Source organism: Vibrio sp. 2017_1457_13 (assembly GCF_030851525.1).
GTDB lineage: Bacteria > Pseudomonadota > Gammaproteobacteria > Enterobacterales > Vibrionaceae > Vibrio > Vibrio metschnikovii.
This window is the reverse complement of record NZ_VHTA01000002.1, coordinates 1-25,577: the sequence shown is the minus strand read 5'-3', so window position 1 is coordinate 25,577 and position 25,577 is coordinate 1. Positions and strand designations below refer to the sequence as shown.

30 protein-coding genes are annotated in these 25,577 nt (G+C 40.5%); 17 read left to right on the top strand and 13 right to left on the bottom strand.

Annotated features, from left to right (window positions below; all coding sequences use genetic code 11):
- Positions 1-98 precede the first annotated feature (98 nt).
- Both FKN88_RS02695 and yciH read left to right on the top strand, forming a co-directional pair.
- Positions 99-485 carry a DUF3319 domain-containing protein gene (locus tag FKN88_RS02695; RefSeq protein WP_154171059.1) on the top strand — a complete coding sequence of 129 codons (387 nt, stop codon included), beginning with the start codon at positions 99-101 and terminating at the stop codon, positions 483-485.
- An 18-nt stretch (positions 486-503) separates the two neighbouring features.
- Positions 504-815 (top strand): stress response translation initiation inhibitor YciH, encoded by a 312-nt coding sequence (yciH, locus tag FKN88_RS02690; protein ID WP_004396328.1) that lies wholly within the window; start codon positions 504-506, stop codon positions 813-815.
- 176 nt (positions 816-991) lie between these two features.
- Here yciH and FKN88_RS02685 read toward each other — a convergent pair whose 3' ends face one another.
- Positions 992-1,348 (bottom strand): DUF3693 domain-containing protein, encoded by a 357-nt coding sequence (locus tag FKN88_RS02685; RefSeq protein ID WP_306687198.1) that lies wholly within the window; start codon positions 1,346-1,348, stop codon positions 992-994.
- 177 nt (positions 1,349-1,525) lie between these two features.
- Between FKN88_RS02685 and FKN88_RS02680 the strand changes: the two genes are divergently transcribed.
- The 11 genes from FKN88_RS02680 (at position 1,526) to FKN88_RS02630 (ending at position 8,665) form a co-directional block, all read left to right on the top strand.
- Positions 1,526-1,741 (top strand): hypothetical protein, encoded by a 216-nt coding sequence (locus tag FKN88_RS02680; RefSeq protein ID WP_306687197.1) that lies wholly within the window; start codon positions 1,526-1,528, stop codon positions 1,739-1,741.
- A 2-nt stretch (positions 1,742-1,743) separates the two neighbouring features.
- Positions 1,744-1,980, top strand: coding sequence for a hypothetical protein (locus tag FKN88_RS02675; protein WP_306687196.1), 237 nt, complete (start codon positions 1,744-1,746; stop codon positions 1,978-1,980).
- Between the two features lie 2 nt (positions 1,981-1,982).
- The gene (locus FKN88_RS02670; RefSeq protein WP_306687195.1) at positions 1,983-2,180 is read left to right on the top strand and encodes a hypothetical protein; all 198 of its coding nucleotides are present in this window, start codon (positions 1,983-1,985) and stop codon (positions 2,178-2,180) included.
- A gap of 77 nt (positions 2,181-2,257) precedes the next feature.
- Positions 2,258-3,475 carry a replication initiation factor domain-containing protein gene (locus FKN88_RS02665; protein ID WP_306687194.1) on the top strand — a complete coding sequence of 406 codons (1,218 nt, stop codon included), beginning with the start codon at positions 2,258-2,260 and terminating at the stop codon, positions 3,473-3,475.
- Between the two features lie 5 nt (positions 3,476-3,480).
- On the top strand, positions 3,481-3,855 hold the full coding sequence (locus FKN88_RS02660) for a DUF1293 family protein (RefSeq protein ID WP_306687193.1): 375 nt from the start codon (positions 3,481-3,483) through the stop codon (positions 3,853-3,855).
- A 2-nt stretch (positions 3,856-3,857) separates the two neighbouring features.
- Positions 3,858-4,091, top strand: coding sequence for a transcriptional regulator (locus tag FKN88_RS02655; protein WP_306687192.1), 234 nt, complete (start codon positions 3,858-3,860; stop codon positions 4,089-4,091).
- A 21-nt stretch (positions 4,092-4,112) separates the two neighbouring features.
- Positions 4,113-4,346: a hypothetical protein gene (locus FKN88_RS02650; protein ID WP_306687191.1), complete on the top strand. Its 234-nt coding sequence runs from the start codon at positions 4,113-4,115 to the stop codon at positions 4,344-4,346.
- Positions 4,347-4,473: 127 nt separating this feature from the next.
- Complete coding sequence (locus FKN88_RS02645; RefSeq protein ID WP_306687190.1) at positions 4,474-5,745, top strand: hypothetical protein; 1,272 nt, start codon at positions 4,474-4,476, stop codon at positions 5,743-5,745.
- Positions 5,746-5,749: 4 nt separating this feature from the next.
- Positions 5,750-6,094, top strand: coding sequence for a hypothetical protein (locus FKN88_RS02640; protein WP_306687189.1), 345 nt, complete (start codon positions 5,750-5,752; stop codon positions 6,092-6,094).
- 3 nt (positions 6,095-6,097) lie between these two features.
- The gene (locus FKN88_RS02635) at positions 6,098-7,525 is read left to right on the top strand and encodes a zonular occludens toxin domain-containing protein (RefSeq protein ID WP_306687188.1); all 1,428 of its coding nucleotides are present in this window, start codon (positions 6,098-6,100) and stop codon (positions 7,523-7,525) included.
- A gap of 702 nt (positions 7,526-8,227) precedes the next feature.
- A complete protein-coding gene (locus FKN88_RS02630) occupies positions 8,228-8,665 on the top strand; it encodes a hypothetical protein (RefSeq protein WP_306687187.1) in 438 nt (145 codons plus the stop codon).
- 20 nt (positions 8,666-8,685) lie between these two features.
- Here FKN88_RS02630 and FKN88_RS02625 read toward each other — a convergent pair whose 3' ends face one another.
- A complete protein-coding gene (locus FKN88_RS02625) occupies positions 8,686-9,054 on the bottom strand; it encodes a regulator (RefSeq protein ID WP_306687186.1) in 369 nt (122 codons plus the stop codon).
- Between the two features lie 162 nt (positions 9,055-9,216).
- On the opposite strand from FKN88_RS02625, the gene FKN88_RS02620 reads away from it, so the two are divergent.
- On the top strand, positions 9,217-10,488 hold the full coding sequence (locus FKN88_RS02620) for an O-acetylhomoserine aminocarboxypropyltransferase/cysteine synthase family protein (RefSeq protein WP_154171058.1): 1,272 nt from the start codon (positions 9,217-9,219) through the stop codon (positions 10,486-10,488).
- Positions 10,489-10,869: 381 nt separating this feature from the next.
- Here FKN88_RS02620 and FKN88_RS02615 read toward each other — a convergent pair whose 3' ends face one another.
- The 9 genes from FKN88_RS02615 to FKN88_RS02575 form a co-directional block, all read right to left on the bottom strand.
- Complete coding sequence (locus tag FKN88_RS02615) at positions 10,870-11,034, bottom strand: YoaH family protein (RefSeq protein ID WP_004396324.1); 165 nt, start codon at positions 11,032-11,034, stop codon at positions 10,870-10,872.
- Positions 11,035-11,074: 40 nt separating this feature from the next.
- Complete coding sequence (locus FKN88_RS02610) at positions 11,075-12,238, bottom strand: conjugal transfer protein TraF (protein WP_154171057.1); 1,164 nt, start codon at positions 12,236-12,238, stop codon at positions 11,075-11,077.
- A 58-nt stretch (positions 12,239-12,296) separates the two neighbouring features.
- Complete coding sequence (locus tag FKN88_RS02605) at positions 12,297-13,172, bottom strand: DUF2861 family protein (protein WP_154171056.1); 876 nt, start codon at positions 13,170-13,172, stop codon at positions 12,297-12,299.
- A 3-nt stretch (positions 13,173-13,175) separates the two neighbouring features.
- On the bottom strand, positions 13,176-13,835 hold the full coding sequence (vxrB, locus tag FKN88_RS02600; RefSeq protein WP_154171055.1) for a response regulator transcription factor VxrB: 660 nt from the start codon (positions 13,833-13,835) through the stop codon (positions 13,176-13,178).
- Complete coding sequence (vxrA, locus tag FKN88_RS02595) at positions 13,810-15,285, bottom strand: sensor histidine kinase VxrA (RefSeq protein ID WP_154171054.1); 1,476 nt, start codon at positions 15,283-15,285, stop codon at positions 13,810-13,812. The genes vxrB and vxrA overlap by 26 nt, the downstream gene beginning before the upstream one ends.
- A gap of 185 nt (positions 15,286-15,470) precedes the next feature.
- Complete coding sequence (pntB, locus tag FKN88_RS02590; RefSeq protein WP_154171053.1) at positions 15,471-16,847, bottom strand: Re/Si-specific NAD(P)(+) transhydrogenase subunit beta; 1,377 nt, start codon at positions 16,845-16,847, stop codon at positions 15,471-15,473.
- 12 nt (positions 16,848-16,859) lie between these two features.
- Positions 16,860-18,401 carry a Re/Si-specific NAD(P)(+) transhydrogenase subunit alpha gene (locus FKN88_RS02585; protein WP_154171052.1) on the bottom strand — a complete coding sequence of 514 codons (1,542 nt, stop codon included), beginning with the start codon at positions 18,399-18,401 and terminating at the stop codon, positions 16,860-16,862.
- 95 nt (positions 18,402-18,496) lie between these two features.
- Complete coding sequence (locus FKN88_RS02580; protein ID WP_154171051.1) at positions 18,497-18,775, bottom strand: HlyU family transcriptional regulator; 279 nt, start codon at positions 18,773-18,775, stop codon at positions 18,497-18,499.
- Between the two features lie 2 nt (positions 18,776-18,777).
- On the bottom strand, positions 18,778-19,155 hold the full coding sequence (locus tag FKN88_RS02575) for a late competence development ComFB family protein (protein WP_004396309.1): 378 nt from the start codon (positions 19,153-19,155) through the stop codon (positions 18,778-18,780).
- A 298-nt stretch (positions 19,156-19,453) separates the two neighbouring features.
- Between FKN88_RS02575 and FKN88_RS02570 the strand changes: the two genes are divergently transcribed.
- From FKN88_RS02570 to FKN88_RS02560, 3 genes are all read left to right on the top strand, one after another.
- Positions 19,454-20,689, top strand: coding sequence for a GGDEF domain-containing protein (locus FKN88_RS02570; RefSeq protein WP_154171050.1), 1,236 nt, complete (start codon positions 19,454-19,456; stop codon positions 20,687-20,689).
- Between the two features lie 153 nt (positions 20,690-20,842).
- Positions 20,843-22,600: a diguanylate cyclase domain-containing protein gene (locus FKN88_RS02565; RefSeq protein ID WP_306687185.1), complete on the top strand. Its 1,758-nt coding sequence runs from the start codon at positions 20,843-20,845 to the stop codon at positions 22,598-22,600.
- A gap of 153 nt (positions 22,601-22,753) precedes the next feature.
- Positions 22,754-23,086 (top strand): PBPRA1643 family SWIM/SEC-C metal-binding motif protein, encoded by a 333-nt coding sequence (locus FKN88_RS02560; protein ID WP_040905003.1) that lies wholly within the window; start codon positions 22,754-22,756, stop codon positions 23,084-23,086.
- A gap of 192 nt (positions 23,087-23,278) precedes the next feature.
- Here FKN88_RS02560 and FKN88_RS02555 read toward each other — a convergent pair whose 3' ends face one another.
- Together FKN88_RS02555 and FKN88_RS02550 are read right to left on the bottom strand one after the other, a co-directional pair.
- Positions 23,279-24,418, bottom strand: coding sequence for an ISAs1 family transposase (locus tag FKN88_RS02555; RefSeq protein WP_306687184.1), 1,140 nt, complete (start codon positions 24,416-24,418; stop codon positions 23,279-23,281).
- Positions 24,419-25,032: 614 nt separating this feature from the next.
- Positions 25,033-25,356 (bottom strand): hypothetical protein, encoded by a 324-nt coding sequence (locus FKN88_RS02550; RefSeq protein ID WP_154171048.1) that lies wholly within the window; start codon positions 25,354-25,356, stop codon positions 25,033-25,035.
- Positions 25,357-25,577 lie beyond the last annotated feature (221 nt).

The following is a 25,577-nucleotide window of genomic DNA, read 5'->3' as shown; positions in this document are numbered from 1 at the left end:
AATGCACTATAACTTTCTAATTAGTTACTAAATATACTTGCGTACCGAGAAGATACAATTATTATTTAACTATCAATGACAAAAATAAGTAGGTCATCATGGCAATCACTACATACCGAGGATTTACTCTAAAATCTGCAGATAACTCACCAGACATCTGGCAAGTGCAGATCAAAAAAAACGTTTTAACTGGAAACCTCGCTGCAGTAAAAAAAAGTATTGATTGGTTTTGTGATACGGCATCGCTGATTGACCCAAGTGAATTTGAATCGATTGGCAAAAAACGAGAAGGTGGTTCACAAACGATTCAAGAGCAATTCAACGGTTTTATGTTAAAAAATGATACAGGGGAACCCAATGGATGGTATTGCTTTTTCAATGGCCGCTTGATCAAAGGAGCAAAAGTTGCTATTCAAAAACATATCGAAGCTTATCTGATTGCAAAACAGAAAGCGGAAGCTCAACAAACTCAATTAAAAAAGTAACAAAGAACGAAGTATATTATGACTCTTGTATATTCAACGGAAACGGGCCGTATTAAGCCTGAAGCCCCAAGCATCGAACGTCCGAAAGGTGATGGGATTGTCAGAATTCACAAAGAAACGAAAGGTCGCAAAGGCAAAGGTGTGTCAATTATTAAGGGTTTAGACCTTGATGATGCGCCTCTCAAGCTGCTGGCTGCTGAGCTAAAAAAGTCCTGTGGCTGCGGTGGCTCGATCAAAGATGGTCATATTGAAATTCAAGGTGAAATGCGAGATAAAATTAAGCAATTGCTTGAAAAAAAAGGTTACACGGTAAAGCTTGCTGGAAGCTAATAACGACACTTGTATATCGATAACAAGAGTAGTTATTAGCTATTTTATGGTAAATAGACCTTATGTTTAATCACTGAGCTATTCAAAGTCGAAGTAGAGTAAGGTCTATCACAAGCTCTCTTTTTTATAGCCCACATAAACTAGATAAAACCACCTTTACCTTCGCCGAATTGCATTTAACATAACAATGATAATGCGCACTCATTAACATCTAAAAAAGTCACTGCAAATCCCACGTAAGCCATTGTTATTGTTGTTAATCCTAACCCGTTAAACTTTTTTGCAATGTTCGCCCAAGCCTGTCGCGCTTCGTAGCTTTTCGCCTTATCCATCGCTAAGCCTATTATTGCTTTTTCTTTGTCCTCACCAACGGCTTCCGCCATCATAAGTACCTGATTTTCATTAAGGTATGTTCTTCCTTTTCTGACCTCTGTAATCATTTGCGGGCTTACGCCTAGGTCGTGAGCTACTTGTTTGTATTGAACATAGTTCATTTGCTCTTTATAGGCGTCTATCAGCTTGTTTGTGTACATTTCGCTGCTTCCTCATTTGTCTGTCTAAAGTCATTTTAGTCTTTTAACACATAAAATGCTTTATTGACGATACATAAAATTATGTGTTTACTAGTTCAGAAATCACTGTATTGGCCGTTCTGGTCGCTCCCTAGCTTCTGGGGCGGCCTCTTCAAAAAAGTAGCTTTAGGGGGTTACATGAACATTCTCACAATCCAAGTATCAGATAAATATTTTGATTTGATTTGCGCTCGCAAGCTAAATACGAAAATTCTTCACATATCACAATCCCCTGAACTCGGTCAGCAAATCCAGTTTACTGACGGTTTTGATTTTAGCCCTGTTTATAAGTGCAATCGGCTTGAGCATTCCGGTTCTGGTTGTGTTGTCGGTTTTGTGTTGGCTGAGGCTTAATCATGACTACTGAAATTATCGCTCTTACACCAGAAAACATAGAAACCATAGTGTCTAGCTTTGTGGTTCTTGGTTTTTTCGTTGCTTGCGCTGGCTTCATATCATCACGCTTTATCCTTTTTCTTCTCAATGCTCTTGAGCGTTTGATTTTTCCTTATGAGTACAAGCGCTTGCTTGTTCGTCGCAATAAATTGCGCCTTGAAGTCTTTGAGCTTCAAAAAACAAAGCGAGGTCTTTAATCATGGCTGCTGAAAAAATTTACTATGACTTAATGCCTGATAACTCCGTATCCGTTTACATGTTCGGCGAATGGGATTTTTTCAGCTCTTACAATGGTTTAATCAGCTACCTGAATTCTGAGGGTGTTTATTACAAGCTGGTTGATATCACAGATACAACGTATGACGAACGTATGAAAATCATGGGGATTGACTCATGAAAATGGCATGCATGGATTGCGGTACTAATTACGAATCTCCCGTTACTTGCGTTTGTCCTGAGTGTGGTTCTGGCATTTTGAATCAACTCAAAATGAATACGGTTGAGGTTTTCAAAAAGAAATCATCGACTCATAAAGTGCCGTCTAACTACTTATCACGCCCTAAAAAGTCCGGCCTAGATTTTGATTTTGTTCAATATGGTCCTGAGTTTTACACGGATTTAGAAGACTATGAGCAATCGGAAATCACGGTTGATTACCTTTGTTTTACCGTGAAAATCTCTGATTTTCGTCATTGCAAAAAAGAGTCGCCCTACTCTGGCTTTCATTTTCCGGATGAACCTCAATACGATAACTTTATCGCTAAAAAGTTTTCTGATTTAGAGGCTTATCAAAGGTTCTTCAAAGAGTCTTACACCGATTATTTACAAGAATGTGTGAGACGTTTTATTCAATACGTTCTCGGCTTTAATTACGGTGCACCGCGCGGTAAAGGCTTTCAGTTTTACAATGACTCTTTTGTTTTGACTTCAGAATATGGTGATGACTACTGCGGTCAAGTTGGCTTTGGCGGTAATAACGACACAATACATTTTCAAATCACGGGCCATGGCTGCAAGCATTTATTTAGCCAACGCACTTGTGCTTTTCTTCATCATTGGATTTCAACAGTTTTGTGTTGCAAGTCGTTATCTCGTGTTGATTTAGCGTATGACTGTTATGACGATTTGCATACTTGTGAAGCTGCTGAAAAAGCGGCATGGAAAGGTGCATTTAAACGTTCGCGCGGCTTTGCTCCTAAAATCGGCTTAAATGATGAGTATGAAATTAATTCCGATGGTAAAAAAGTTTACAGCCGCAAGGAGCGTACTTTCGGTTCTCGTCAATCTAACGTTTATTGGCGCGTTTATGATAAAAAACTCGAACGTAAAATTGTTGCTGATAATTTTACGTGGACACGTTCCGAAGTTGAATTAAAAAAATGGGACGTTGATATTTTATTAAATATCGTAGGCGGTTTCATTGCGCTTAATGAATATGCAGCGAGCTTAGTTTCATCTAAATCGGCCGCTTTTGCTCCCGTCCCTACTCGCTCTTTAAAGGGTCGTAAACGTGCGGCCTGTGATGTTTTATCGACTGTGTTTTGGGCTAAGCGTCAATACGGTCGCTTAGTTAATTCATTATTAGATTTGTATGAAAATGACCATCAAAAAGTAGTAACTACTTTATTACGTGACGATACATTACTTAAATTTCCATCAATGCATCAAAAGTTAATTAATAGCTTGGAGTGATTAAAATGAAAGATACATTATTTGTACTTGGCGTTTCTATTATTTGGAATGAATACAAAGGGAACTATGCTCAATTAAATATATCCCGTCCGCTTGGTGAGCTTGAAATTGATACAGATACATTCAAAATGAAGCGTCGCACAATTGGTGAGTCCGGTGAAGTTTCTAAATACGACCAGCCGCTAATCATTGATTATGATTACGCTTTGCAACTTGAAAAATGCGGTGCATTAGTTCCGCGCCGTGAGTATGAGTTTGATTTATCTTTAGATATGAACAATCCACTGAGTGGGCCTGTTATTAAAAAGCTAATTCCGGTTGACCCTGAAATTAAAAAACATTTCGAAGCGTCTTTTGCTTCTTTAGTAAATAAGGGGTAATCATGTCGGTTTGCGTGGCGTTGGTTGATGGCGTTGTGACTATTTCACAAACGGGTGTTTGTGATTATATTCTCATGTCTAAATCTGACGTCACACAATTAGTAGATGGTCAGTTCGATTGGTCTCTGCTGCAATTTGATAAGAGTTTATATCAGTTTGTTATCGGTCAAGCTCTTGTCACTTTTATACTTGGTCATACACTTGGCCGTGTTATTAAATATCTTGGTAAACGTTAGTTTAAATTAATAGGTGATACTATGTTAAATAAAATCAAGTCAACTGCTCAGACTTTAAAGGGTAAAACGGTTAAATTAACTTTGGTTGCTGGTACTGCTCTTGCTTCATCTTCTGCATTTGCAAACAATGTCGAAGCTATTGAAGCGGCTGTTACTTCTGGTCAAAACATGGTTTCTTTGACTACTTCCGGCGTTATTGCTCTAGCTGCTCTCGGCTTCGGTCTTGGTATGGTTGTTTCTTGGCTACGTCGTTAATACTATGATAACGACTATTGCCCTTGCTTCATTAATGACGCTGTCATTCTTGTATGGTGTATATACAGGGGTGATAAGCGGTTGATTAAATCGGGGGCTTCGGCTCCCTTTTTTATTGGTTATTCACATGAAACGTTATTATTTATTTTTTGCTTTACTTTTTTATTCGTCACTGTCTTTTTCGTCTATTAAATTAACATTTTTGAGTGTTGATTGTGGTAGTGGAAACTGTGGTATAGTTCTCAATCCTCATCCTGTTTTTGCTGATTCTACTAGTTTAATTAATTTTATAACGTCAACTACTCATCGAACTGAATATGATTCTGGTGGCATGGTATATAATTGTGAAATCAGAAATGGCAGTTTAATGTGTAAGTCTCCTAACGCTTGGGTTTCATATCGCAGGGAGTGGCGAAACGCTTTTTACCGTACCACTCCTCATCAATGCGAATCTGGTACTGAAATCAATCCAGACACAAATAGATGTGAAGTTCCTCCTGAAGAGGATGCTTTTTGCGGTTCCTCCGAGTATATGGGTCTTTTAGCTGATGAGATAAATTCTTGTGCTATTGCTAATCCCGGTTTTTTTACTACTGTTTACGATAACTGTATTGATAAATCAAATTATTCATTTACTTGTGTTGTTGGCGCTCCTGAGCCGAATCCAGACCCTGAGCCAAATCCAGACCCTGAGCCGAATCCAGACCCTGAGCCAAATCCAGACCCTGAGCCGAATCCAGACCCTGAGCCAAATCCAGACCCTGAGCCAAATCCAGACCCTGAGCCAAATCCAGACCCTGAGCCGAATCCAGACCCTGAACCTAATCCTAATCCAGACCCTAACCCAAATCCACCCGATGGCGGTGATGGCTCTGGCGGTGGTTCCGGTGGCGGCTCTGGTTCTAATCCAGCTCCCTTTGACCCATCGTCTATAATTTCGGCTATTAACTCGGTTAATAACTCGATTTCTAATATACCTGTTTACGATGATTCTAAATTGGTTTCATCGGTTAATTCTGGTTTTGAATCTGTAAATGAGGGTTTATCTGAACTAGGCGGCATCTTAAAGGGCGATGGTCATACTTTTCGTAATCCAGATTCAAGAATACCCGACTTTACTTTTTTTAAATCTGCGGGTCGTGAGTTGCAGGATGATATTGTTGAGCTTCAAACTAAGTTAGAAAACTTACTTTCTAACCCTCCAATCCACTTGGGCCAAATGGGGTTTAATCATGGTTCTTATTCCCCGACTCACTTCGAATTAAGGGGTAATAAAGTGACCTTTGATTTATTTGAGGCTCTTGGCCCTTCTAATGTTGAATTAATACGGACTGTTATAATGTTTCTGGCATTTATAGCCGCCGCATTTATTATTTTATCGTCTGGTCGCACGAGGTAATGCTATGACTTATATTTATGATGCTTTTGCTTTTTTCTCTGGCGTACTTGGATATATATATGATTTTTTGATGTATATCCCTACTCTTTTGATAGATATATTTTCTTATTGTTGGTACTTCATTATTAAAATATATCTTTTCATTGGTAATTTAGCTGTCGAGCTTGCATATAAAACAGTACGATTAGTTTTAAATGACTATCAAGTTTATGAGTTATTAAACCATGCTTTTAATATGATGCCGGATAATCTGCGTTATGCTTCCTATCAGCTTGGTATTGTTGATGCTATTCGTGTTTTAATTGATGCGCTTGGCGCTGCCTTTGTTCTGCGTGTTATGGGGTGGTAAATAATGGCTGTCTATTTCCGTCACGGTTCCAATGGTTCTTATAAATCTGCTTATGCAGTTTGGTACGAAGTTGTTCCCGCTTTGCGTGAGGGTCGTCTTGTTGTTACAAACATAGAAGGTTTAAAGCCGCTGAAAGAGATTGAATCTTTATTGGGTGAAAAGTTTCCTCCCACTGCTCAACTGATAAGGATTTTTACTCGCTCAGAAGAAGGCGTTATGCTCTGGCAAAATTGGTTTTGTTGGATGCCTATCGGTGCTCTCGTTGTTATTGATGAGTGTCAGGATTTATTTTCTCCTGACGTTGGATTTAAGCGTGAAAAAGCTCTTTATCGTCCCTTATCTGACTTTATTAATTATTTACCCGATGATTTTAATGATGTATTTAATTCTCGATGGTTGCCTACTCCACCTGAGCAAATAAAAGAGGGTGATGTTGATGATACTGGCCGTACCGAATATGATGAATATGGGCGAATTATTTACCCTTATAACTTCTACGGCGCTTTTATGCGTCATAGAAAATACCAATGGGATATTATTATGCTTACTCCCGATTGGACCTCAATTCCTACTTGGTTGCGTGGTTGCGCTCAGGAAGCTTATTCACATCGTTCGACAGATACTTTTTTTAGGAAGCGTAAGCCTAGAATTTTTAATCACTCTCCTAAGTCCACTAAAACAGACCCATCGACAAAAAAGGATGAGCTTTATGTTACATCGAAGCAAATACCGATTGATGTGTTTGTGCTATATAAATCTACTGCGACAGGCGCATTTAATGAGTCCAAATCTGATATAAGTATTTTCAAATCGCCTCGTTTTATTCTTGTAATGCTTCTTATGTTTGCTTCGGCTGGTTATTTTTTGTGGGGTATTTATGACTTACTATTTAATAGTTCTTTGGATGAGAATCAAACAGTGTTCGCGGAAGCTTCTCAACCTCCGGTTGTTCAAGCATCTTCGATTTCTTCTAATGATGATCATCTCTCCGGTTCTTCGTCTTCTAAAGCCAGTTCTCAAAGTTCTGGGAGCGTGGCTAATAGCCGTGGTTCTGTTCAAAGTGATATCAAAAATCATTCTATTGATGTTTTAAACCCGTTCTATGAATACTTCCCCATGTTTAATGATCTTACGTCTATCTATCTGACTGGCATTAACACAAGTATTTTTTCCGATGGCCATGTTTACAATGAGTTTCTTTTTCGTATTGATAAGACGGATTCGACTTATTATCTGAACTCTTCTGTTTTGCAGTCATTTGGCTATGAATTCATACGGTTAGATGATTGCTTTGTTTACGTCATATCTGAAAAAGTTAATCACTTGCTTACTTGCCCGCCTTACGAGTCATACAAGGACTCGAGCTATGCTGACGCTAGAGCAAAAGACGTCGATAATCTTGCTCAGTCAGTGAGTATATTTAGTTTGTGATTTGATTCACATAATAACAATGTCAAGTATTGACATTTTATTTATGATTAGTGGGTCGCTCTTTATTATGTGATTGTGTTCTCATAATTCAATTTTAACTCTGAACAAAGCCCCGCAGGGAGGAGCGAAGCGGGGGCCGTAACGTTAGGTTCAACGAACTCTGAATTAGCGCTACGGCATAGTCACATTACATCAAGCACTCGATGCAGTTCGCGACTAATTTCGGGCGCTCTCTCCTGTTTGTTGGTGTTGATATTCTCAGCGTCAAAATAAATATGCCTCCGCCTTGCTAAGCCTAAAAAATGCCTGACGATAAAAAGGGACGTTCAGCATTTGCCAGTGATACTTTGAGTTTCTTTTTTCTTTTTTCTTTTTCGGGCTCTGCGCGCGGGTGATATCGCGGGACTAGCAGGAGAGGCCGCGCGCAGCGCCCCCGTCATGTACTACGGGGGTACTTTCCACGTATGACCAAGCCTTAGTGGGCTTCTAGCCAATACTGGAGAAAGTCTCATCTTTAAAATTATGCTTTGCTTGCGTTGTCCTTGTTTTCTGTAACGTAAATCAAGGTTTTGAATGATGTAATATCAATCAAAATTTAGAAAACTGTTACATCAATCAAGATTTTGAATATTGTAACTTTAATCAAGATTTTGAATGTTGTAACATCAATCATAATCTTGAAATCTGTAACAGGAATTAATTATGTCTCTTCAATGTAAAGCATCAATTGGCGCTGAATTACAGCTAGCTCTTGAACAATTCCATTCTGACGCCCGTTTATTTGACGATTTTTACGATTATAAGAGCAACCTGCATGTTACAATTGCTCTTTGTAAGTCTTATTTTGATTCACACCCTGATTTTTACTTTCTTGAGGGGCCTTATACCCCTTTGACTATTTTTAACGAGTGTAATGTTTTGCTTAAAGCATCCGAAAAGAAGCATGGCGGTAAAAGGTCTGGCGCTGGTCGTAAAAAGGAAGAGTCAACAAAGCTCGTCCGCGTTCCTGAGTCTTTGGCCGATGAACTCACCACACTTAAAGAACTTTATAAACGACTCGACAAATTAGATAAGCAAGAAATACTCGACCAAATAAAAAACTTGATTACTTATGCTGAAGCTAATCAGCCACAAGATTAAAGGGGCCTAAGCCCCTTTTTTTACTTCATCAGTTTTGAAATTGCTCTGGCATATTTCAGTAATCTTGATCTTGTTCTAATGTCGTCACTTGATGCGATTTCGACAAGCGCTGCTCCCATGATTATTTGTTGAGGTTCGAGTTTTTGGCCACTTGGCAATTCAAGTTGATCATTAACGATTTTAAACCCTTTCCACTGTTCGGATTTGCTTAGCTCGTGCTTCCTTTGCATCCGCATTAGTCTTTTGCACTCCGGTGGTATCTCTTTTCCTTTGTCCCACTCTTTGACAGTCCTCACACTTTTAAAACAAAGTTCGGCAGTATCTTTTATGCTTAATCCGCATTCTAATTCACGAAAAACATAATTTTTTGTCATTTCGTAGTATTTCATTCATGAAGCCTCTAAATATAGAAGCTTCATTTTTAAGTTGTTGATATGCAAGACTTAACATAAGCGCAGATAATGCGCACTAAGGTGTGCCATTAATATTGACATCAATATCATGCTCATGGTTCTATACATGCCTTACGTTTATCACTATAAGGATATGTAATGAAACGTGAAACGATCGCTTTACACCATGGTTATCAAGCTGATAATCAAAACTCCGTTGCGGTACCCATTCATCAAACCACCTCATTCAGTTTTAATGATGCACAACATGCTGCAGATCTTTTTGATTTAAAAGTCCAAGGTAATATTTATTCTAGAATTATGAATCCGACCTGTGATGTGCTTGAGCAACGTATCTCAGCACTTGAAGGTGGTATTGGCGCACTGGCGGTCGCTTCTGGGATGGCCGCGATTACTTATGCTATTCAAACTATTGCTCAAGCTGGTGATAACATTATTTCAATCAGTGAGTTATATGGTGGAACTTATAATTTATTTGCTCATACTTTGCCTAGACAAGGTATTGAGGTTCGATTTGTAGATAAAGACAATTTTACTCAGTTAGCTCAAATGATTGATGATAATACTCGAGCGGTTTTTTGTGAAAGTATCGGCAATCCATCCGGCAGTATCGTTGATATTGAAATGATAGCTAACCTAGCCCATCAACATGGTTTACCGTTAATTGTTGATAATACGGTGGCTACGCCCTTTTTGTGGCGACCTTTTGAACATGGTGCTGACATTGTGGTTCACTCTGCTACAAAGTATATTGGCGGTCACGGAACCACGATTGGCGGTCTGATTGTCGATTCAGGTAAGTTCCCATGGCATGCTTATCCGCAGCGCTTTCCATTATTAAATGAGCCGGATATTTCATATCATGGAGTTAACTATGCTCAAGATATTGGTGCTGCGGCTTTTATCGCTAGAGCGCGTGTTGTCCCTTTGAGAAATATGGGAGCGGCGCTGAGTGCTCAGGCGGCTTGGAATCTATTACAAGGATTAGAGACATTAGCTTTGCGGATTGAGCGAATTAATCAAAATACTTTTGCTGTAGCTCAATGGCTTAGCCAACATCCACAAGTGAATTGGGTAAATTACGCGGGTTTAAGCACTCACAAAGATCACTCACTTGCCCAAAAATATATGCAGGGAAAAGCCTCTGGCATCCTAAGTTTCGGTATTGTCGGTGGCCGAGAAGCTGGGGCGCGTTTTTATGATGCATTAAATCTAATTCTTCGTTTAGTAAATATTGGTGATGCAAAAAGTTGCGCCGCGATTCCTGCATCGACGACTCATCGCCAGCTCAATGATCAAGAATTACAAGCTGCAGGCGTTTCAGCTGATATGGTTAGGTTATCAATAGGCATAGAGCATATTGATGATTTGCTTGCTGATCTTGAACAAGCGTTACAAGCTACCGTGTAAATCTTATTCTGATATCTGAATCATGGCCTTGATGGGATCCCTGTGGCCATGATCAGGAAGAAGAATCCTGAAGCTCCTCTCTATTAAGCTATTTTATATTTATTATTTCTATGGGGGTTAAAAAATTAAAACTTCATTTTCTGGTTTATGTTACAACGCAACGTAAGTTATAGTGCGTTAAGATAAAGGGTACTCAACTCTATTATCAGCCAACTGATAAATATTTTATTACATCAAGCCCTCTTGCCAGATCCAACGTAGTCAATGATTCTGTTGTACATTCATGAATATAAAATACGCTTTTGTTTGGTACAATGAAGGCGTTATTGACATAGAAAATCAAAGAAAAAGAGCACATGTGTGCTCCTCTTAAATAGACAATTATTCTGCTTTATTCTGCTGATCCTCAGCATACTGACGACGAATTTCTTGAGATACAATTTGAATAGCCTGTGCGGTACTGATCCCTTCTGCCATCATTTGCTGAATTTTTTCGACAGCGGCTTGCTGTTCACTGTGAGTTAAAGTCGGTATATCGTCAAACATAAATAGGCTCCTATTGGGGAGCCTCACTATAAAGAGACTATCAGTAACTAGCAAGGAAGTTTATATATGCACCCATAGCATTTTCATTGGTATAGCTCGCTCCGATATCGAGCTGAATGATATTCAATGGTGATAATCCAATTCCAGCAGTGATGGTACCGTCTCGACCACTGTAGGCAAGATTTTTGTTATACCCTACTCTCAATTTTAATTGACGCATGATATCCACTTCACCACCAATACGGATCATTTGCGTATCATCGGCAAAGTTATTAAATCGACGATCGGTATTCAAATCATAATCCACACTCAAGGTCGCATAATCAGCAACGATGCCAGCACCGAGCGTGATTTGTGGACGAATTTGATAATCATACTGAACAGAGTTTACCGTTTGCGTTGAAATATCTCGACTGATCAAATTGGTGGCAGCCGCTCCTAAACGATAAGGCCCATAAAACCATACCGCACCAGCATCAATGTTAAATGTGGTTTCTCCCGTACCGTTATCTAACAAATCTTTGAATTCATAGTTGTTAAAGCTGGCTTGATAAAGATAAGTATAAATGCGTTGTAATTTCGGAGTGATACCAAAAGCCATATGTTGACCGAGGAAGGTTTGATATTTGGCTAACGAGATACCAACTTCAGTAACGGCAATAGACACAGCATTAATACCGCTATTTTGTGCCTGCTCAAGAATACATTCAGGGCTGCTAGGATTAGCACCACTTACAGGGCAATCTGATGCGATGCTGGGAGCGGCATACACTTCAGTGTACGCTTTGCCAAATATATTGGCAGATATATAGCGGTTTGGTATACCAAAAGCGATAACCCCACCAAGATTAGCATTGAGTGTATTACCATCAATATCATTAAGAGCCGCTTGTAATTCAGGGGCCTTACTTGGGTCATTGCTGTTAATCAGATCAGCGATGTTATCGATGCTTTTTACTAATTTATCAGGATCGTTATAGGTAAATCCAACGCTAGGTAAAATCATCCCAGCATCATCATTACGACGATAAATAGCCACTAGAGCAGGATTATAAAATGGAGCAGTAAGATAGTTTGCAGAGACCACGCCAACGCCGCCCATGGCATCTCCGCGTGCTTCAATTGCATAATTCGCGGCAAGAGTCTCTGTGGCAACCAGCAGTGCGGGAAGCGTTAAAAGCCAAATATGTTTTTTACTGTTCATATCCAATAAACCGTTGGTTACTTTGTTGTTATAACGGCTTATTGTCTATCAACTTTAATCATTCCTCTAGAGAAACATTATAGGTTTTACTGATAACTTGAGCTTGCTCTATGATTATTGGCCCTTGCCAGCGTTTATGAGTCATTGAAACCGCTAAGATGTAGCGATCCGATGTTAGATCGGTTAACTCAAGCTGAGTCGGATAATTTGATTCATAACTTTGTTGCCAAATTTCTTTATACTCACCATCAAAATAATCGTACACCGACACATCTAAGCGAGGCAATGGACAATGGCGATTCAATAATGCATTTTTATCAACCGTCCATTGATCTTTACTCGACCAACGAACCGTTTGCTTCGCTTTAGGTTCGCCAAAGATAACCCAAGTGCTCCACGAATCTTGATCTTCAGCCGTGATATCGATTCGGTACAACCCCATCGATAACTTGGAATTCAGATTATAATGTTTACGAAAGGTTACTCCGCCTTCAGTGACGCTGTCACCTGAGCGGGTGAAGCTGCTGTCGGTAGAAATAGGCCTCTCGACCCATTGAGTTAACGTTATATTATTGAGTGCCTTATCGCTTTGTGCTTCTAATATGACTTGATATGCGTCACGACCAGGGCTTTGAATATCTATCTTACGAATGACGATACTATTTAGCCATACCGGAAAGTTTTTGCTGGTTAGCCCCTTACCACAGTCTACCGATAACGATTGGATCAATACATCGTTTAGGTGTGTTTTGGTATTCTTCGTTTGATTCAGTTGCCAAACTTCAACCAGCGAATGAAACATTCGATCAAGATCATTGTTAAGTAGATGCTGATGCACTTGAGTTAATGGACTACTACTCTCAAACCATTCAACACTTTGTGCATAAAAAGGCACGCACACTAGCGTGCCAATAAGACATAGTTTACTGTGCATGATTTAGGCTTTCATCTTGTACCCAACGCCACGGAGTGTTTCTATTTCTAATCCAGGTAGTTTCTGACGCAATTGCAATACGTGTGTATCCACCGTTCGTGTCGTTGGAAAATGATTGTAACCCCACACATGATCCAATAATTCATCGCGAGTAAATACTCGCCCTAAATTGCTGGCGAGAAAAAGCAATAAATCAAACTCAGTTCGCGTTAAGGTAATACACTGTTGGTTAAAAAATACTTCTCGAGTGGCTTTATCGATCACCAAGTTTGGTGTGATCACTTTGCTGTCGTCATTATCTTCACCATCCGGTGAACGAAGCTGCGCTCTGATCCGCGCAAATAACTCAGCTTCAGCAAACGGTTTGGTGAGATAGTCATTTCCTCCCGCATCTAAGCCTGTCACTTTATCTTTAACGGTCACTAAAGCGGTCAATAAGATGACAGGGATCTCTTTTAAAGCTTTCCACTCCGCGAGATGAGAAATTGAATCACCATCAGGTAATTGTCTATCTAAAATGACTAAATCCGCTTTTTCCCAGTATTGATCCACTGCGGCGATAGTTTCTGCATGTAAACAGTCATATCCCGCTTGCTCTAAACTTACCAGTAAACCGTCAGCAAGGTTTTTATCATCTTCAACGAGAAGCAATGTCTGTTTCACAAGGTATCTCCAAAATAAACGTGGTTGGTGGTCCGATTAAGGTCAAACGACCTCCCATTCTACCAACCATCGATTCAACAATCGTTAAGCCAAGTCCTAAGCCACTTTTACTTACAAAAGGCTTACGTAAATGACGCCAATCTTTATGGGTCAGCGTTCCTTGATCAGTCACCTTGATGGTAACTGAATCAATTGTTGACGTGACTTCTAAGGTTACAGGAGCAACACCGTATTTTACGGCATTGCGAATTAAATTATCGATACAGGTCCCAAGCCAATATACGTTGAGCTTTGCCGCTATATCTTGTTCAACAATTAACTCTATAGGTTGAGTAAACTCTTCTTCTACTTTGTATTGCAACCATTCTTCAACCGATGGAACCCAAGCGGTCGCGAGCGGTTTATTATCCGACTGTAGATAATCTTTACTGGCTTCGGCAAGCTGTCTTAAACGGCGAGAATCCTCACAAAGGCGACGAAACTCATCGTATACAGTTTCGGGTAAATGTTCAAATTCTCGGCGAAACCCTTCAACTGTTAATGATAAACTAGCGATGGGCGTTCTCAATTCATGAGTTAGAATTTGTAAGATTAGCATCCTACTTTTCATTTCTTGTCGTTTAGAGTTCCAACGATAAATTGACCAACTGATCACCAAAAAAATATTTGCCAACACCAATACAAACATACTGATACGAAGTAAATCCGTATGATCTTGTACGTTCCAGCATAAATTGCCTCGTTGAACAAAACATGTGCTATCACTTTCTACAAAACTAAATGCCAGTCCCGCTTGACTAGCATTTAGCTGCCAAATGCTATCATCGAATAAGTAGTACTCATCGCCTTTTCTTAACCAAAGTTCATCCTTATCACCAAACATAATCGCACCCGCGATCAATGCATTCATCGCCTCTTCGTTCATTCTCTGCAAACGGCCCAATAAAGATTGGCTAGGTGCTTGCGCTCGCTCTTGAATATGCATAAAAGGTTCAAGTTGTGCATATTGATCAGGATAAACTTCTGCGTAGCGTGCAGCATAAGTACCACCACCAGGATGAATCAATGAGCTTCTGGCAAACCAACGCACGGGTAATTGACTTCCTTTACACAACGCTCGAGTAAAGACTAAAGGTTCTGTTACTAAAGGGTTCAATGGTAAATTACCCGAGCAATTTTGTGCTAACTGGTACAAAAGCTGAATATCTTTTAATGGATAGGACGCAGTTTGTGGCAACATGCTGTCTGGTGTTAATAATCGAGTAGGATACTCTTTTTGAATCGTTCGAATATCATAAGTGACCATAGCTGCCTGCTCATCAAACAGCGATACAAACAGTTCAATCCGCTCTGGTAGGGAATCGGCAAAAGCTGAAACAGTAAAAGTACAAGCGGCAAGCACTAAGCTGCGGATGAGTGTTCTTGTCAATGTAAATAATCGTTTGATCATAAAACCATAAAGTGATGATGTATTATCTATAAATAGAAACAACGCTTGTTATATCACTGTCAATAATATACCAAAGTATCGCTCTTATTGGTTCGGGACATTTTCCCTTCCCTCTTAAGCTTTGTTCGTATACCAGAAAGCATGAAGCCAGCAAATTGCTGGCTTCATGCTTTGATGTCATCAGATTACAATGCTTTGGAGATGGCGTCTACACTCTCTTTCGCATCCCCAAATAACATGAAGGTATTGTCTTTGAAGAACAACGGATTTTGCACTCCTGCATAACCCGTATTCATTGAACGTTTAAACACAATCACTTGTTTCGCGTGCCATACTTCTAATACTGGCATGCCTGCAATTGGGCTATGAGGATCATCTAACGCCGCTGGATTGACCGTATCATTCGCTCCAATCACTAAGACGGTATCGGTTTTGGATAGGTCATCGTTAATTTCATCCATTTCTAATACAATATCGTAAGGTACTTTAGCTTCTGCTAATAGCACATTCATGTGACCCGGTAACCGACCGGCCACAGGATGAATCCCAAAACGGACATCAATGCCTAATGCTCGTAACTTCTCGGTGATCTCGTAAACAGGATACTGTGCTTGCGCGACGGCCATACCGTACCCCGGGGTAATCACGACAGAACGAGAGTTCTTGAGAAGTTCAGCCACCTCTTCAGCGTTCATTTCTCGGTATTCACCTTGCTGTTCATCACTGCTGATCACTACTTCTTGACCAAAACCACCAGCAATTACACTGATGAATGAACGGTTCATCGCCTTACACATAATATAAGACAGAATCGCCCCAGACGATCCGACTAAAGCGCCGGTCACAATCAGCAAATCATTGGCGAGCATAAAGCCAGCGGCGGCCGCGGCCCATCCCGAATAAGAGTTGAGCATTGAAACTACAACCGGCATATCAGCGCCACCGATTGAAGCAACCAGATGGTAGCCAAAGGCTAAAGCAATCATGGTCATGATGATCAACGGCAATAAGCCGCCATCCATCTTTAAAAATTGCATGAGTAACAGAACCGATATCACTAACGCCGCGAGATTTAACTTATGCTTGTGTGGCAAATTTAGAGGCGAAGAGCTAATTGAACCGCTCAATTTACCAAACGCGACGATCGACCCAGTAAACGTTACGGCACCGATGAATACTCCGATAAAAACTTCGACCAAATGAATTACATGTTCCGCATGAGTATCGACCAAAGGAGCATCGAGCAAACTATTATAACCGACCAATACGGCAGCCATACCAACAAAGCTGTGCAACATCGCAACGAGCTCTGGCATCTGTGTCATCTCTACTTTATTGGCGAAACGGATCCCAATGACGGCCCCGATGATCATGGCTAAAATAATCCAGCTCAGCCCTTGTGCCTCAGGACTGAAGATGGTGGCTAGCAGCGCGATCGTCATACCGGCCATACCGTAATAGTTACCGGTACGCGCTGATTCTTGTTTCGATAATCCCGCTAGACTCAAAATAAAACATAAGGCAGCAATAATATAAGCCGCGTGTACTAATCCTGCAGACATTATTGTTCTCCCTTAGTCTTTACGGAACATGTCAAGCATACGTTTCGTGACCGTAAAGCCGCCAAAAATATTGATGCTTGCAATCAAAACGGCAATAAATGCCAAAAAGGTTACTATCCCATTGCCTTGGCCGATTTGTACTAAAGCACCGACGATAATAATTCCAGAGATAGCGTTAGTTACTGACATTAAAGGGGTATGTAATGCATGAGTTACATTCCATACTACGTAATAACCAACCACACAAGCTAACACAAAAACCGTAAAATGACCGAGAAAAGCGGCTGGAGCTACCGATGCTATCCAGGCAAAGACACCGACACCAGCCGCTAAGCCAACCAATTTTTTCCAAGGTGATGCAGGTTGTTTGGGTGGTTTCTCTACCATCGGTTTACTTTGGGCAGGCTGCTGCACTGAGACTGGGATAGGCGGTGCAGGCCAGGTGATCTCACCTTGCTTAATGACAGTGACGCCACGCAATACAACATCGTCAAAATCGATGTTAATTACGCCGTTCTTCTCTTTACAAAGCAGTTTCAATAAATTGACCAAATTCGTTGCATAAAGCTGAGAAGCTTGAGTGGGAAGGCGACCTACCATATCGGTATAGCCAATGATTTTTACGCCATTATCAGTCGTGATCAGTTGATCTTTGACCGTATACTCACAGTTCCCCCCATTTGCAGCCGCCAGATCAACAATCACACTCCCCGGTTTCATGCTATCTACCATCGATTTGGTGATGAGTGTCGGTGCTGGTTTACCAGGGATCAGTGCGGTAGTGATAATAATATCGGCTTTTTTTGCTTGCTCTGCGTAAAGCTCTGCTGCTTTTTGATTGAAATCATCCGACATTTCTCGAGCGTACCCATCACTCGAAGCAACCGTCGGCAGATGATCAATTTCCAGAAACTCAGCGCCCATTGATTGCACTTGCTCTTTAACTTCAGGACGAACATCGAACGCTCTAACAATTGCGCCAAGGCTTCCTGCTGCACCTATAGCAGCAAGGCCAGCTACCCCGGCACCAGCGATAAAGACATTCGCGGGAGGGACTTTACCAGCAGCGGTGATCTGCCCAGTAAAGAAACGGCCAAACTGATGGGCCGCTTCTACGACCGCTCGATAGCCAGCGATATTCGCCATTGATGATAATGCGTCTAAGGCTTGAGCTCGAGAGATGCGCGGCACGCAATCCATCGCTAATACATTAATGCTTTTCATTGCCAGTTTTTCTAGCAACTGAGGATGTTGAGCTGGCCAAATAAAACAGATTAATGTCGCGTGCTCTTTTAATAACGAGACTTCATCGATTTGCTCATTGTAAATTGGCGCATTCACTTTTAAGACAATATCGCAATTCCATACTACCTCGGAGGGTTCAACCATCGCACCAGCCGCTTGGAATGCACTGTCTTCAAAACTCGCTAATGAACCGGCTTGAGATTCAACCACAACCTCAAAGCCGAGTTTTATCAGTTGCTCTACTGATGAAGGTGAGGCTGCAACTCGCGTTTCCCCCGCTAGCCTCTCTTTTGGCACACCAATTCGCATATCATTTCCTTGATTTTGGGACAAAAAATAAAAGAACGCTAAGCATAGCGACTTAGCGTTCTTTTATTCATGACTTCTGTCAACGACTGGAGAAATTAGTTAAAGATCTGACCACTCATCTGATCAATGAAAAGCTGAGCTTTTTTTAACATTAACTGATCAGCCTCTTGTTTATTCGACAAAATATCAGAACGAATAAAACGATGGGTCTGTAACTCACCATTAATCTCTTGAGTAATTCGGCCAGCGACTCGGTATTGGCCGTTTTCCGCGATCGATTCTTGATAAATGAGCATACCTTTATATTCAACAGGCTGAATTGATTCTTGTTGCTTTTTCTCTCTTCCCCCAAACCAGCGAGCAAATAATCCCACAACTACTCCTTATGTTTCTTGTTGTTCTTAAGAATTGGCTCTTCATACCATTCTAACGGATTATCGTGATCAAACCGAGCTTGAGATAAAATAACGGGAATATCTTTATCTCTCATAGTACGACGATCTTCAATGATCATGGGTTCCGCCGCTTGAATGGCAGCGAGAGCTTGTTGTTTTAAAATCACCAACCGCTCTTCAGGAAGGGCTGAAAGGAAGTCGACATCATGTCGGATATAAACCGGGCGCATTTGACTCAATGCAAGACAGGCCAGATCCGCTAATTGGTCATGATTGTATTTCTCACTATATTGACGCTGAATCAATACTTGTCCTACTAACGTTTCCATATAGTTATGTACATCAACATTTAACTGCATCCGTTTTCTCCTGAATCATGCGAACTTATCCTTAAGCCTATGTTTCGACCAATGATACTAAAATGAGCTATACCCTTCCTACTTAAAACTGCAGCGGTGTTGGCTACCTACAACTTCAAGTCGTTTGGGTATATCTGAGTAAAAATGTGAAAGCATCAGATTAACACCTGTTCAGTGTAGCAAAAAACTTGGCAATTATTGAAATCAACGTATTCTTATAACCAAAGGGACTTAAACCATTTGCGAAACTTTTCACCAATAAGGGACTGCATTGATTCAAATGGCGCATGAATAATCTATGTCGACAGATTTTGCTTCTTCATCTTGGTTTCGTTTTGCCTTCCCTATCCTGTTACTTATTACAGTCTGGATCGGAATCGATAACCTCGTTATGGTCGTGCAAAGCAATATTGGCTTTGCGCAAAATTTACCTTACGTGCTTTTTGTCAGCGCTATTGCTATCGCTCATTTATTTAAGCAAAGTCGGATAGCCATGATCGCCAGTGTGTTGCTGGTAAGTTACCTGATTGTTCAATACCGACTGCAATCCCCCCTATCCGATGGTTCAACATTACTTGAATTGTCTCTCTTGGCAACGCTACTTCCCGTGGCTTGTCTCATTAGCTATGCTTTTTATAATCAAGGGCTCGCTACACGCAGTTTTGCCAAATTCATCGGGCTGTTACTGATGTTGTTACTGTGGGGGATGTTGAGTGTTACTCACTTTTATGATGGCTCTGTTATTGATTTACATGAAGGTCTACTTTACAGCGTTCCGCAAATTTCTCGATTACCCTTTATTCTAGTACTTTATCTTTTCGCTTTAGTCGGTGTCTGTGCGATTTTAGTATTAACCAGAAATCGTATGATCGATGCCACTATTTACAGCGCTTTATTGTTAACCAGCACTACCTTTATTTTTTTCCACGTTTCCTTTATATCCAGCATTCTTTTTTCACTCGCTGGTGTCTTATTGATCTTGTATTTGATCGCAGCAGGTCATGCATTGGCTTTCAATGACCGATTAACTCAACTGCCTGCCCGACATGCTTTGGATCTTGACCTGCAGCGTTTAGGGAAAAACTTCACGATTGCAATGGTTGATGTCGATCACTTTAAGGCATTCAATGATACCTATGGCCATGAAACTGGTGACGATGTGCTAAAACTTGTTGCCAGTCGCTTACGGCTCGTTCCCGGTAATGGACGAGCTTATCGTTATGGTGGTGAAGAATTTACTTTGCTTTTTAAAGGCAAAACGGCAGAACAAGCAAAACCACATTTAGAGTGGTTACGTCACGATATCGAACATTACGATTTAGTGATTCGAGATACAGACACTCGCCCCGCTAATCATCAAGAAGGTTCAAAAAAACGTAAACGTCATAAAGCGACATCCGTTACTATTACTATTAGTATCGGCATTTGTGATAGTCACGTAGAGCCCACCCCAAAATCTGCATTAACCTTAGCCGATCAAGCTTTGTATAACGCTAAAAAAGCTGGGCGAAATTGCATAAAAGTCATTAAGTAAGTAACAATTGTTATCACCCATCGCAACTTATCAAATAAAAGTATGCTAATGTTTTCTTGTGATTAATTTTTTAACCGCACTGTATAGAGAATCGATGCATTGACCATTGTTTTTAACGTCATTAATAAATATCTTATTAAAATGCTATGCCTAATGACATTAGCCTTTCCCGCTATCGCATGGGCTGACCGGGATTGGTCACAGCAAGCTGTACGGATGTGTGTCGATCCTGATTGGGAACCTTTAGAGAAAATCAACCCTGATGGTCAGTTTGTTGGCATTGCAGCAGATTTATTACGAGTGATTTTTCAGCGAGCCAAGTTGGAGTTTGTCGTAATACCAACAGTGGATTGGAACGAAAGCTTAGTCAAATCCCAAGCTGGGGAATGTGATATTCTGGCGTTACTCAATAAAACCGAACAACGCAGCCAATGGCTTAATTTCACTCGGCCGTATCTTGTTAATCCTAACGTCTTAATTACTCGACACGAGCATCACTATGTAGATAACTTAAACGATCTCGCCAGTACCGATAGTAGTATTGTTCTGCCTATCGGTACCTCTGTGTATGAATTTCTTAAACGTGACTATCCAAACATCAATTTAATCCCTGTTGATACCGAACGAGAGGCTTTCGATTTAGTGGATAGAGGGCTAGCCGATGCAACATTACGTTCATTATTAGTCGCAGCGTATACTATTAGAAACGAAGGCTGGTTTAATCTTAAAATCGCAGGTGAAATCGGTGACTATAAGAATTTGTTACGAATCGGTGTACGTCACCAGCACCCATTATTGCTAGAACAATTAGATCAGGCCATTGCCACATTGACTGTCGAAGATATCAATCAAGCTATTAATCGACACGTACCTATTTCTGTGAGTTATCGTTACGACTGGATAATGATCGTAAAAATCATCATGATTTCTATGATCATTATCTGTGCATTATTATTTGCTGGGTTACTACAGTACCGCTCTCATCGACGTTTATTAGCACTAAAATCTCAATTAGAAACCACGTTAGTGGAAAAAGATAACATTGAATTACGACTTCGAGAAAGTGAACGCTTTTATCGCTCATTGGTTGATACTGCTCATGAAGGGATTGGCGTTATTCAGAATCAACGTTTTGTATACGCTAATCACTATTTAGCGCAAATCGTTGGTCTCAATATTGAGCAACTTCTTAAGCTTTCTTCATTCCTCGACCTAGTGAGTCCAGAATACCAACCTGCTGTGTTAAAAGCCCATCATCAGCGGCTAAGTAAAGAAGCAACACCGCCGCAACGCTATCAAGCACAGCTAATTCATGCTAATGGACATATCATTGATATTGAAGTCAGTGGCGTTATGGTTGACTGGTATGGTGAACCCGCTTCTTTAAACTTTATCAGTGACATTACGGATAGAAAACAAGCGGAACGTGAAATTACCCATCTCGCTAATCATGATACGTTAACTGGACTGGCGAATCGCAGGCTACTTATGGAAAGAATGGAACAGTTAATTTTACAAGCTAAACGTAATCCTATTCAGTTTGCCGTTATCTTTATTGATTTGGACAAATTTAAACCTGTCAATGACTACTGGGGACATCAAGTGGGCGATGAACTTTTGCAGGCGATCTCACAACGTCTGACTGAGAGTATTAGAGCATCGGATACTTTAGCTCGTATCGGGGGTGATGAATTTGTCATTTTATTGCCTCATTTACCAAGCGAACATATCAATGATGTGGTACGAAAAATCGAACATACCTTTCAAATACCTTTTGTTTTAAAAGAAAAAACATTATCGATTCATGCTAGCCTCGGAGTAGCTAACTTCCCTAATGATGGAAATACCGCTTCAGAATTGCTTAATAGAGCTGACCGAGAAATGTATCGCAATAAGCAAGTGAACGTATAGCAACGTTGAACTAACGATACTGCTAGTAACTTTACACACAATGAAAATGCCCAACTTTATATACCGCCTATTGTAGGAACTTCTTTATCAATTGCCATTGTGCCGTATAATCGCGACCAAACTACACCACACCAATCTATCAGTGAGCTGCAAATGTCCAAACTATTTTTCAAAGGTCGAATCGATGCTAGACAAAACCACGTTATGTCAGGCTACAACGTAAAGCGTGATATAAAAACAGGCACTGAGGAAGCTCCAATTAATATTGTCGTCTCAACCGAGGCTCGTAAAGCTGAGATAGAGACTTTACTTTCTGAGCACTCGATTGTGGCTCATATTGTTATAGACTCAAAGCAGCCAGAGAACACTATTGAACTTGATACGCTACTAAACAAACCTAAAACTATTACCTATGACAAAACACCAAACCGTAATGAATCGTGTATTTGCGGAAGCGGAAAAAAGTACAAAAAGTGCTGCGCTTAAAATATAGACAGTTAGATTAAAAACCGTCTTCTGACGGTTTTCTTATAGGGCTGATAACGCGACTACCAAGTTTCCACATAACACCGTAACCACAAAAACCAACGCATAATAAAAATGCCACGCGTTGGAAGTCCCTCTTGAAGCGTTTGTATGGATAATAACTAACGAATCAGGGTAAAGTGCACGGAAAAATCATGAACATTCCCGTAAATAAAGGCTTCCCAATACCTTCAAAAGGTACTCTGGATCCATCGCGCACATCGCTCTTTTGTGTTTAATACTCGCTTTTAGTGTCGTTTCACTTTTTAGCATGTTTAAGCACATCTGTCTGATCCTTGCGAAATTCTCTGCTCGTTCTTCCGCTCGTTTACGGCAAGCATCTTCACCAAATTCTGTATCCAACATCCAATGCATCGACTCCACTAACCAGTGCGACCGTGAAGCATTTAACAATTCTTTAGCACTGAGCACTTTCGAACTAATATAATATCGAACCGTTACATCTGACTCTTGAGCCGCTGCTGATTCTTGACGAATCGATACCACAATTCCCATCGTTTTGAGCCCTGGCCAATCAAATTCAAGATCGCCCAAAACACTTAAATCTTCATTCACTAAGGCCAATCGTGTTTCTTGTCGGCCTCGCGATTTTTCTTGAGTACTGTAAGAATCACCGTCATGTTTTTGCAGCATGCTCATATTAAAATAATTGTTAAAAGCTTGCTCAAGTCGGCCTTGGTTTCCTTTCACCGCCAACAAGTAATCTGCGTTCTTTTCAAGGATTTTTTGCGCGATTTTCTTTTGGCAACCCATCGCATCAATCGTCACTAAACAACCAGATATATCAAGTAGTTGCAGCAATTCAGGAATAGCGGTTATCTCATTGGATTTCTCGTATACTTTATGTTGTCCGAGGCACACGCCATTCTCTGTAGCAAACGCATTAACCATATGAATCGCACCAAAACCACGGGAATCATCAGAAGAGCCTCGAACGGTTTTACCGTCTATCGCTATCACTTCACCGTCAGTGAGTTCACAGCATGATTTCATCCATTCGATAAAACACTTTTGTAAGCGTGTCGCATTAATCATCCCCATCACTCTAGCTATGGTAATGGCAGAGGGAACGCCATGACTAAAATCACCAAAGCGTTTGAGAAAATCTAACCACCTTGTGCCGTAAAGATGAATGGCTTTCCAATCATCCTGACCGGAAAGTACCGCACAGATTGTTAACAAAATGATATCCGTTAACTTGTGTTCGACTTTACCTTGTTGGCGGTAATCTGGGATGACATCGAAATGCATAAATGGGTGCTGGTTACTCATTATTTGACCTCCAATTTGTCTATGGAGGTATTAGAAAACATTGAAAATGATCGTCAAATTGATCATCGGTTAATTGTTTATTGTGTGATAACGTTATCCATCGGAACAAGAAAACCGTGAGCTATCTAGACCACACCCCCTTTAAATACGGGCATGTTCATGATTTTTCCCTGTAGATAAACTTGCGCTAACCAAACACTGTCAGCAAGTAAGAAACCGATGAGATCCCAAGCATGCTGAAGCGAAATGGCCTGTGGAATCAATGAACCAACAACACCAAAGAAAGAGACTTTTCAGCGACAATCGAACCTTTTGCACACACAATTTATCAGAGCAGAGTTGGCTGAAAAAGTACAAGCATCGTTCAACTTTCAATAGCCACCAAAAAGAATAATAAACTCATAATATCAATAAATTAGAATAGGAAAGCTTCTAAATTAGACTGAATTTTCCCATTAAAATTTATATATTGATTTTGCTGAGGTTCAATAAAGCATAACGCCGCGTTAAGGGGTGAGTAACGCAACTGCCAACTCACCGCATTGCACTAAAAACTAATAAAATCAATGCATAACGAAAATGCCGCGCGTTGCGAATCCCTCTTTAACGCCTTGTTATGTACGTTCTTCACCTTTACCCAAAAGATAACCAGTCAATAATGCATCCAATTCTTGAAGACTCATATGGCCAAAATTTTTTACTAAATATTTAGTTGCTTCAGACGAATTTGATGGGTTCGTAACACAGAACTCAGACTTATAGTTACCGACTTTTGCTTTTACCGATTCAAATTTAAGACCTGTAGATTCAGAAAGAACAGAACATAAATCACTTTGTAGTCCTCTCGGAAACTCAAGTTCTGCGAGTGTTTTATAAATGATTAAGCATCTTAGTTCAGTCTCAAAATTCCAGCCTGAATCAGCTTTAAATGAGTACATTTTTTCTCCTGAGTACATAACGCCCGCTTAAGGGGCTGACAACGCTACTACCAAGTTTCCGCATAACACTGAAACCACCAAAATCAACGCACAGTAAAAATGCCACGCGTTGGAAGTCCCTCTTGAAGCGTTTGTATGGATAATAACTAACGAATCAGGGTAAAGTGAGACCCAGACTTTAGCTGCAACTAAAGTTCTCTATCTGATAGTTCGATTGAAGT

Coding starts and splice junctions, on each gene's coding strand:
- FKN88_RS02565 (WP_306687185.1), top strand. CDS start 20,843: ATGACATTAGCCTTTCCCGCTATCGCATGGGCTGACCGGGATTGGTCA.
- FKN88_RS02585 (WP_154171052.1), bottom strand. CDS start 18,401: ATGCGAATTGGTGTGCCAAAAGAGAGGCTAGCGGGGGAAACGCGAGTT.
- FKN88_RS02670 (WP_306687195.1), top strand. CDS start 1,983: ATGGCTGCTGAAAAAATTTACTATGACTTAATGCCTGATAACTCCGTA.
- pntB (WP_154171053.1), bottom strand. CDS start 16,847: ATGTCTGCAGGATTAGTACACGCGGCTTATATTATTGCTGCCTTATGT.
- FKN88_RS02685 (WP_306687198.1), bottom strand. CDS start 1,348: ATGTACACAAACAAGCTGATAGACGCCTATAAAGAGCAAATGAACTAT.
- FKN88_RS02695 (WP_154171059.1), top strand. CDS start 99: ATGGCAATCACTACATACCGAGGATTTACTCTAAAATCTGCAGATAAC.
- FKN88_RS02675 (WP_306687196.1), top strand. CDS start 1,744: ATGACTACTGAAATTATCGCTCTTACACCAGAAAACATAGAAACCATA.
- FKN88_RS02645 (WP_306687190.1), top strand. CDS start 4,474: ATGAAACGTTATTATTTATTTTTTGCTTTACTTTTTTATTCGTCACTG.
- FKN88_RS02650 (WP_306687191.1), top strand. CDS start 4,113: ATGTTAAATAAAATCAAGTCAACTGCTCAGACTTTAAAGGGTAAAACG.
- FKN88_RS02620 (WP_154171058.1), top strand. CDS start 9,217: ATGAAACGTGAAACGATCGCTTTACACCATGGTTATCAAGCTGATAAT.
- FKN88_RS02625 (WP_306687186.1), bottom strand. CDS start 9,054: ATGAAATACTACGAAATGACAAAAAATTATGTTTTTCGTGAATTAGAA.
- vxrA (WP_154171054.1), bottom strand. CDS start 15,285: ATGATCAAACGATTATTTACATTGACAAGAACACTCATCCGCAGCTTA.
- FKN88_RS02655 (WP_306687192.1), top strand. CDS start 3,858: ATGTCGGTTTGCGTGGCGTTGGTTGATGGCGTTGTGACTATTTCACAA.
- FKN88_RS02640 (WP_306687189.1), top strand. CDS start 5,750: ATGACTTATATTTATGATGCTTTTGCTTTTTTCTCTGGCGTACTTGGA.
- FKN88_RS02635 (WP_306687188.1), top strand. CDS start 6,098: ATGGCTGTCTATTTCCGTCACGGTTCCAATGGTTCTTATAAATCTGCT.
- FKN88_RS02630 (WP_306687187.1), top strand. CDS start 8,228: ATGTCTCTTCAATGTAAAGCATCAATTGGCGCTGAATTACAGCTAGCT.
- FKN88_RS02660 (WP_306687193.1), top strand. CDS start 3,481: ATGAAAGATACATTATTTGTACTTGGCGTTTCTATTATTTGGAATGAA.
- FKN88_RS02610 (WP_154171057.1), bottom strand. CDS start 12,238: ATGAACAGTAAAAAACATATTTGGCTTTTAACGCTTCCCGCACTGCTG.
- FKN88_RS02555 (WP_306687184.1), bottom strand. CDS start 24,418: ATGAGTAACCAGCACCCATTTATGCATTTCGATGTCATCCCAGATTAC.
- FKN88_RS02560 (WP_040905003.1), top strand. CDS start 22,754: ATGTCCAAACTATTTTTCAAAGGTCGAATCGATGCTAGACAAAACCAC.
- FKN88_RS02680 (WP_306687197.1), top strand. CDS start 1,526: ATGAACATTCTCACAATCCAAGTATCAGATAAATATTTTGATTTGATT.
- FKN88_RS02615 (WP_004396324.1), bottom strand. CDS start 11,034: ATGTTTGACGATATACCGACTTTAACTCACAGTGAACAGCAAGCCGCT.
- FKN88_RS02605 (WP_154171056.1), bottom strand. CDS start 13,172: ATGCACAGTAAACTATGTCTTATTGGCACGCTAGTGTGCGTGCCTTTT.
- FKN88_RS02570 (WP_154171050.1), top strand. CDS start 19,454: ATGTCGACAGATTTTGCTTCTTCATCTTGGTTTCGTTTTGCCTTCCCT.
- yciH (WP_004396328.1), top strand. CDS start 504: ATGACTCTTGTATATTCAACGGAAACGGGCCGTATTAAGCCTGAAGCC.
- FKN88_RS02575 (WP_004396309.1), bottom strand. CDS start 19,155: ATGCAGTTAAATGTTGATGTACATAACTATATGGAAACGTTAGTAGGA.
- FKN88_RS02550 (WP_154171048.1), bottom strand. CDS start 25,356: ATGTACTCATTTAAAGCTGATTCAGGCTGGAATTTTGAGACTGAACTA.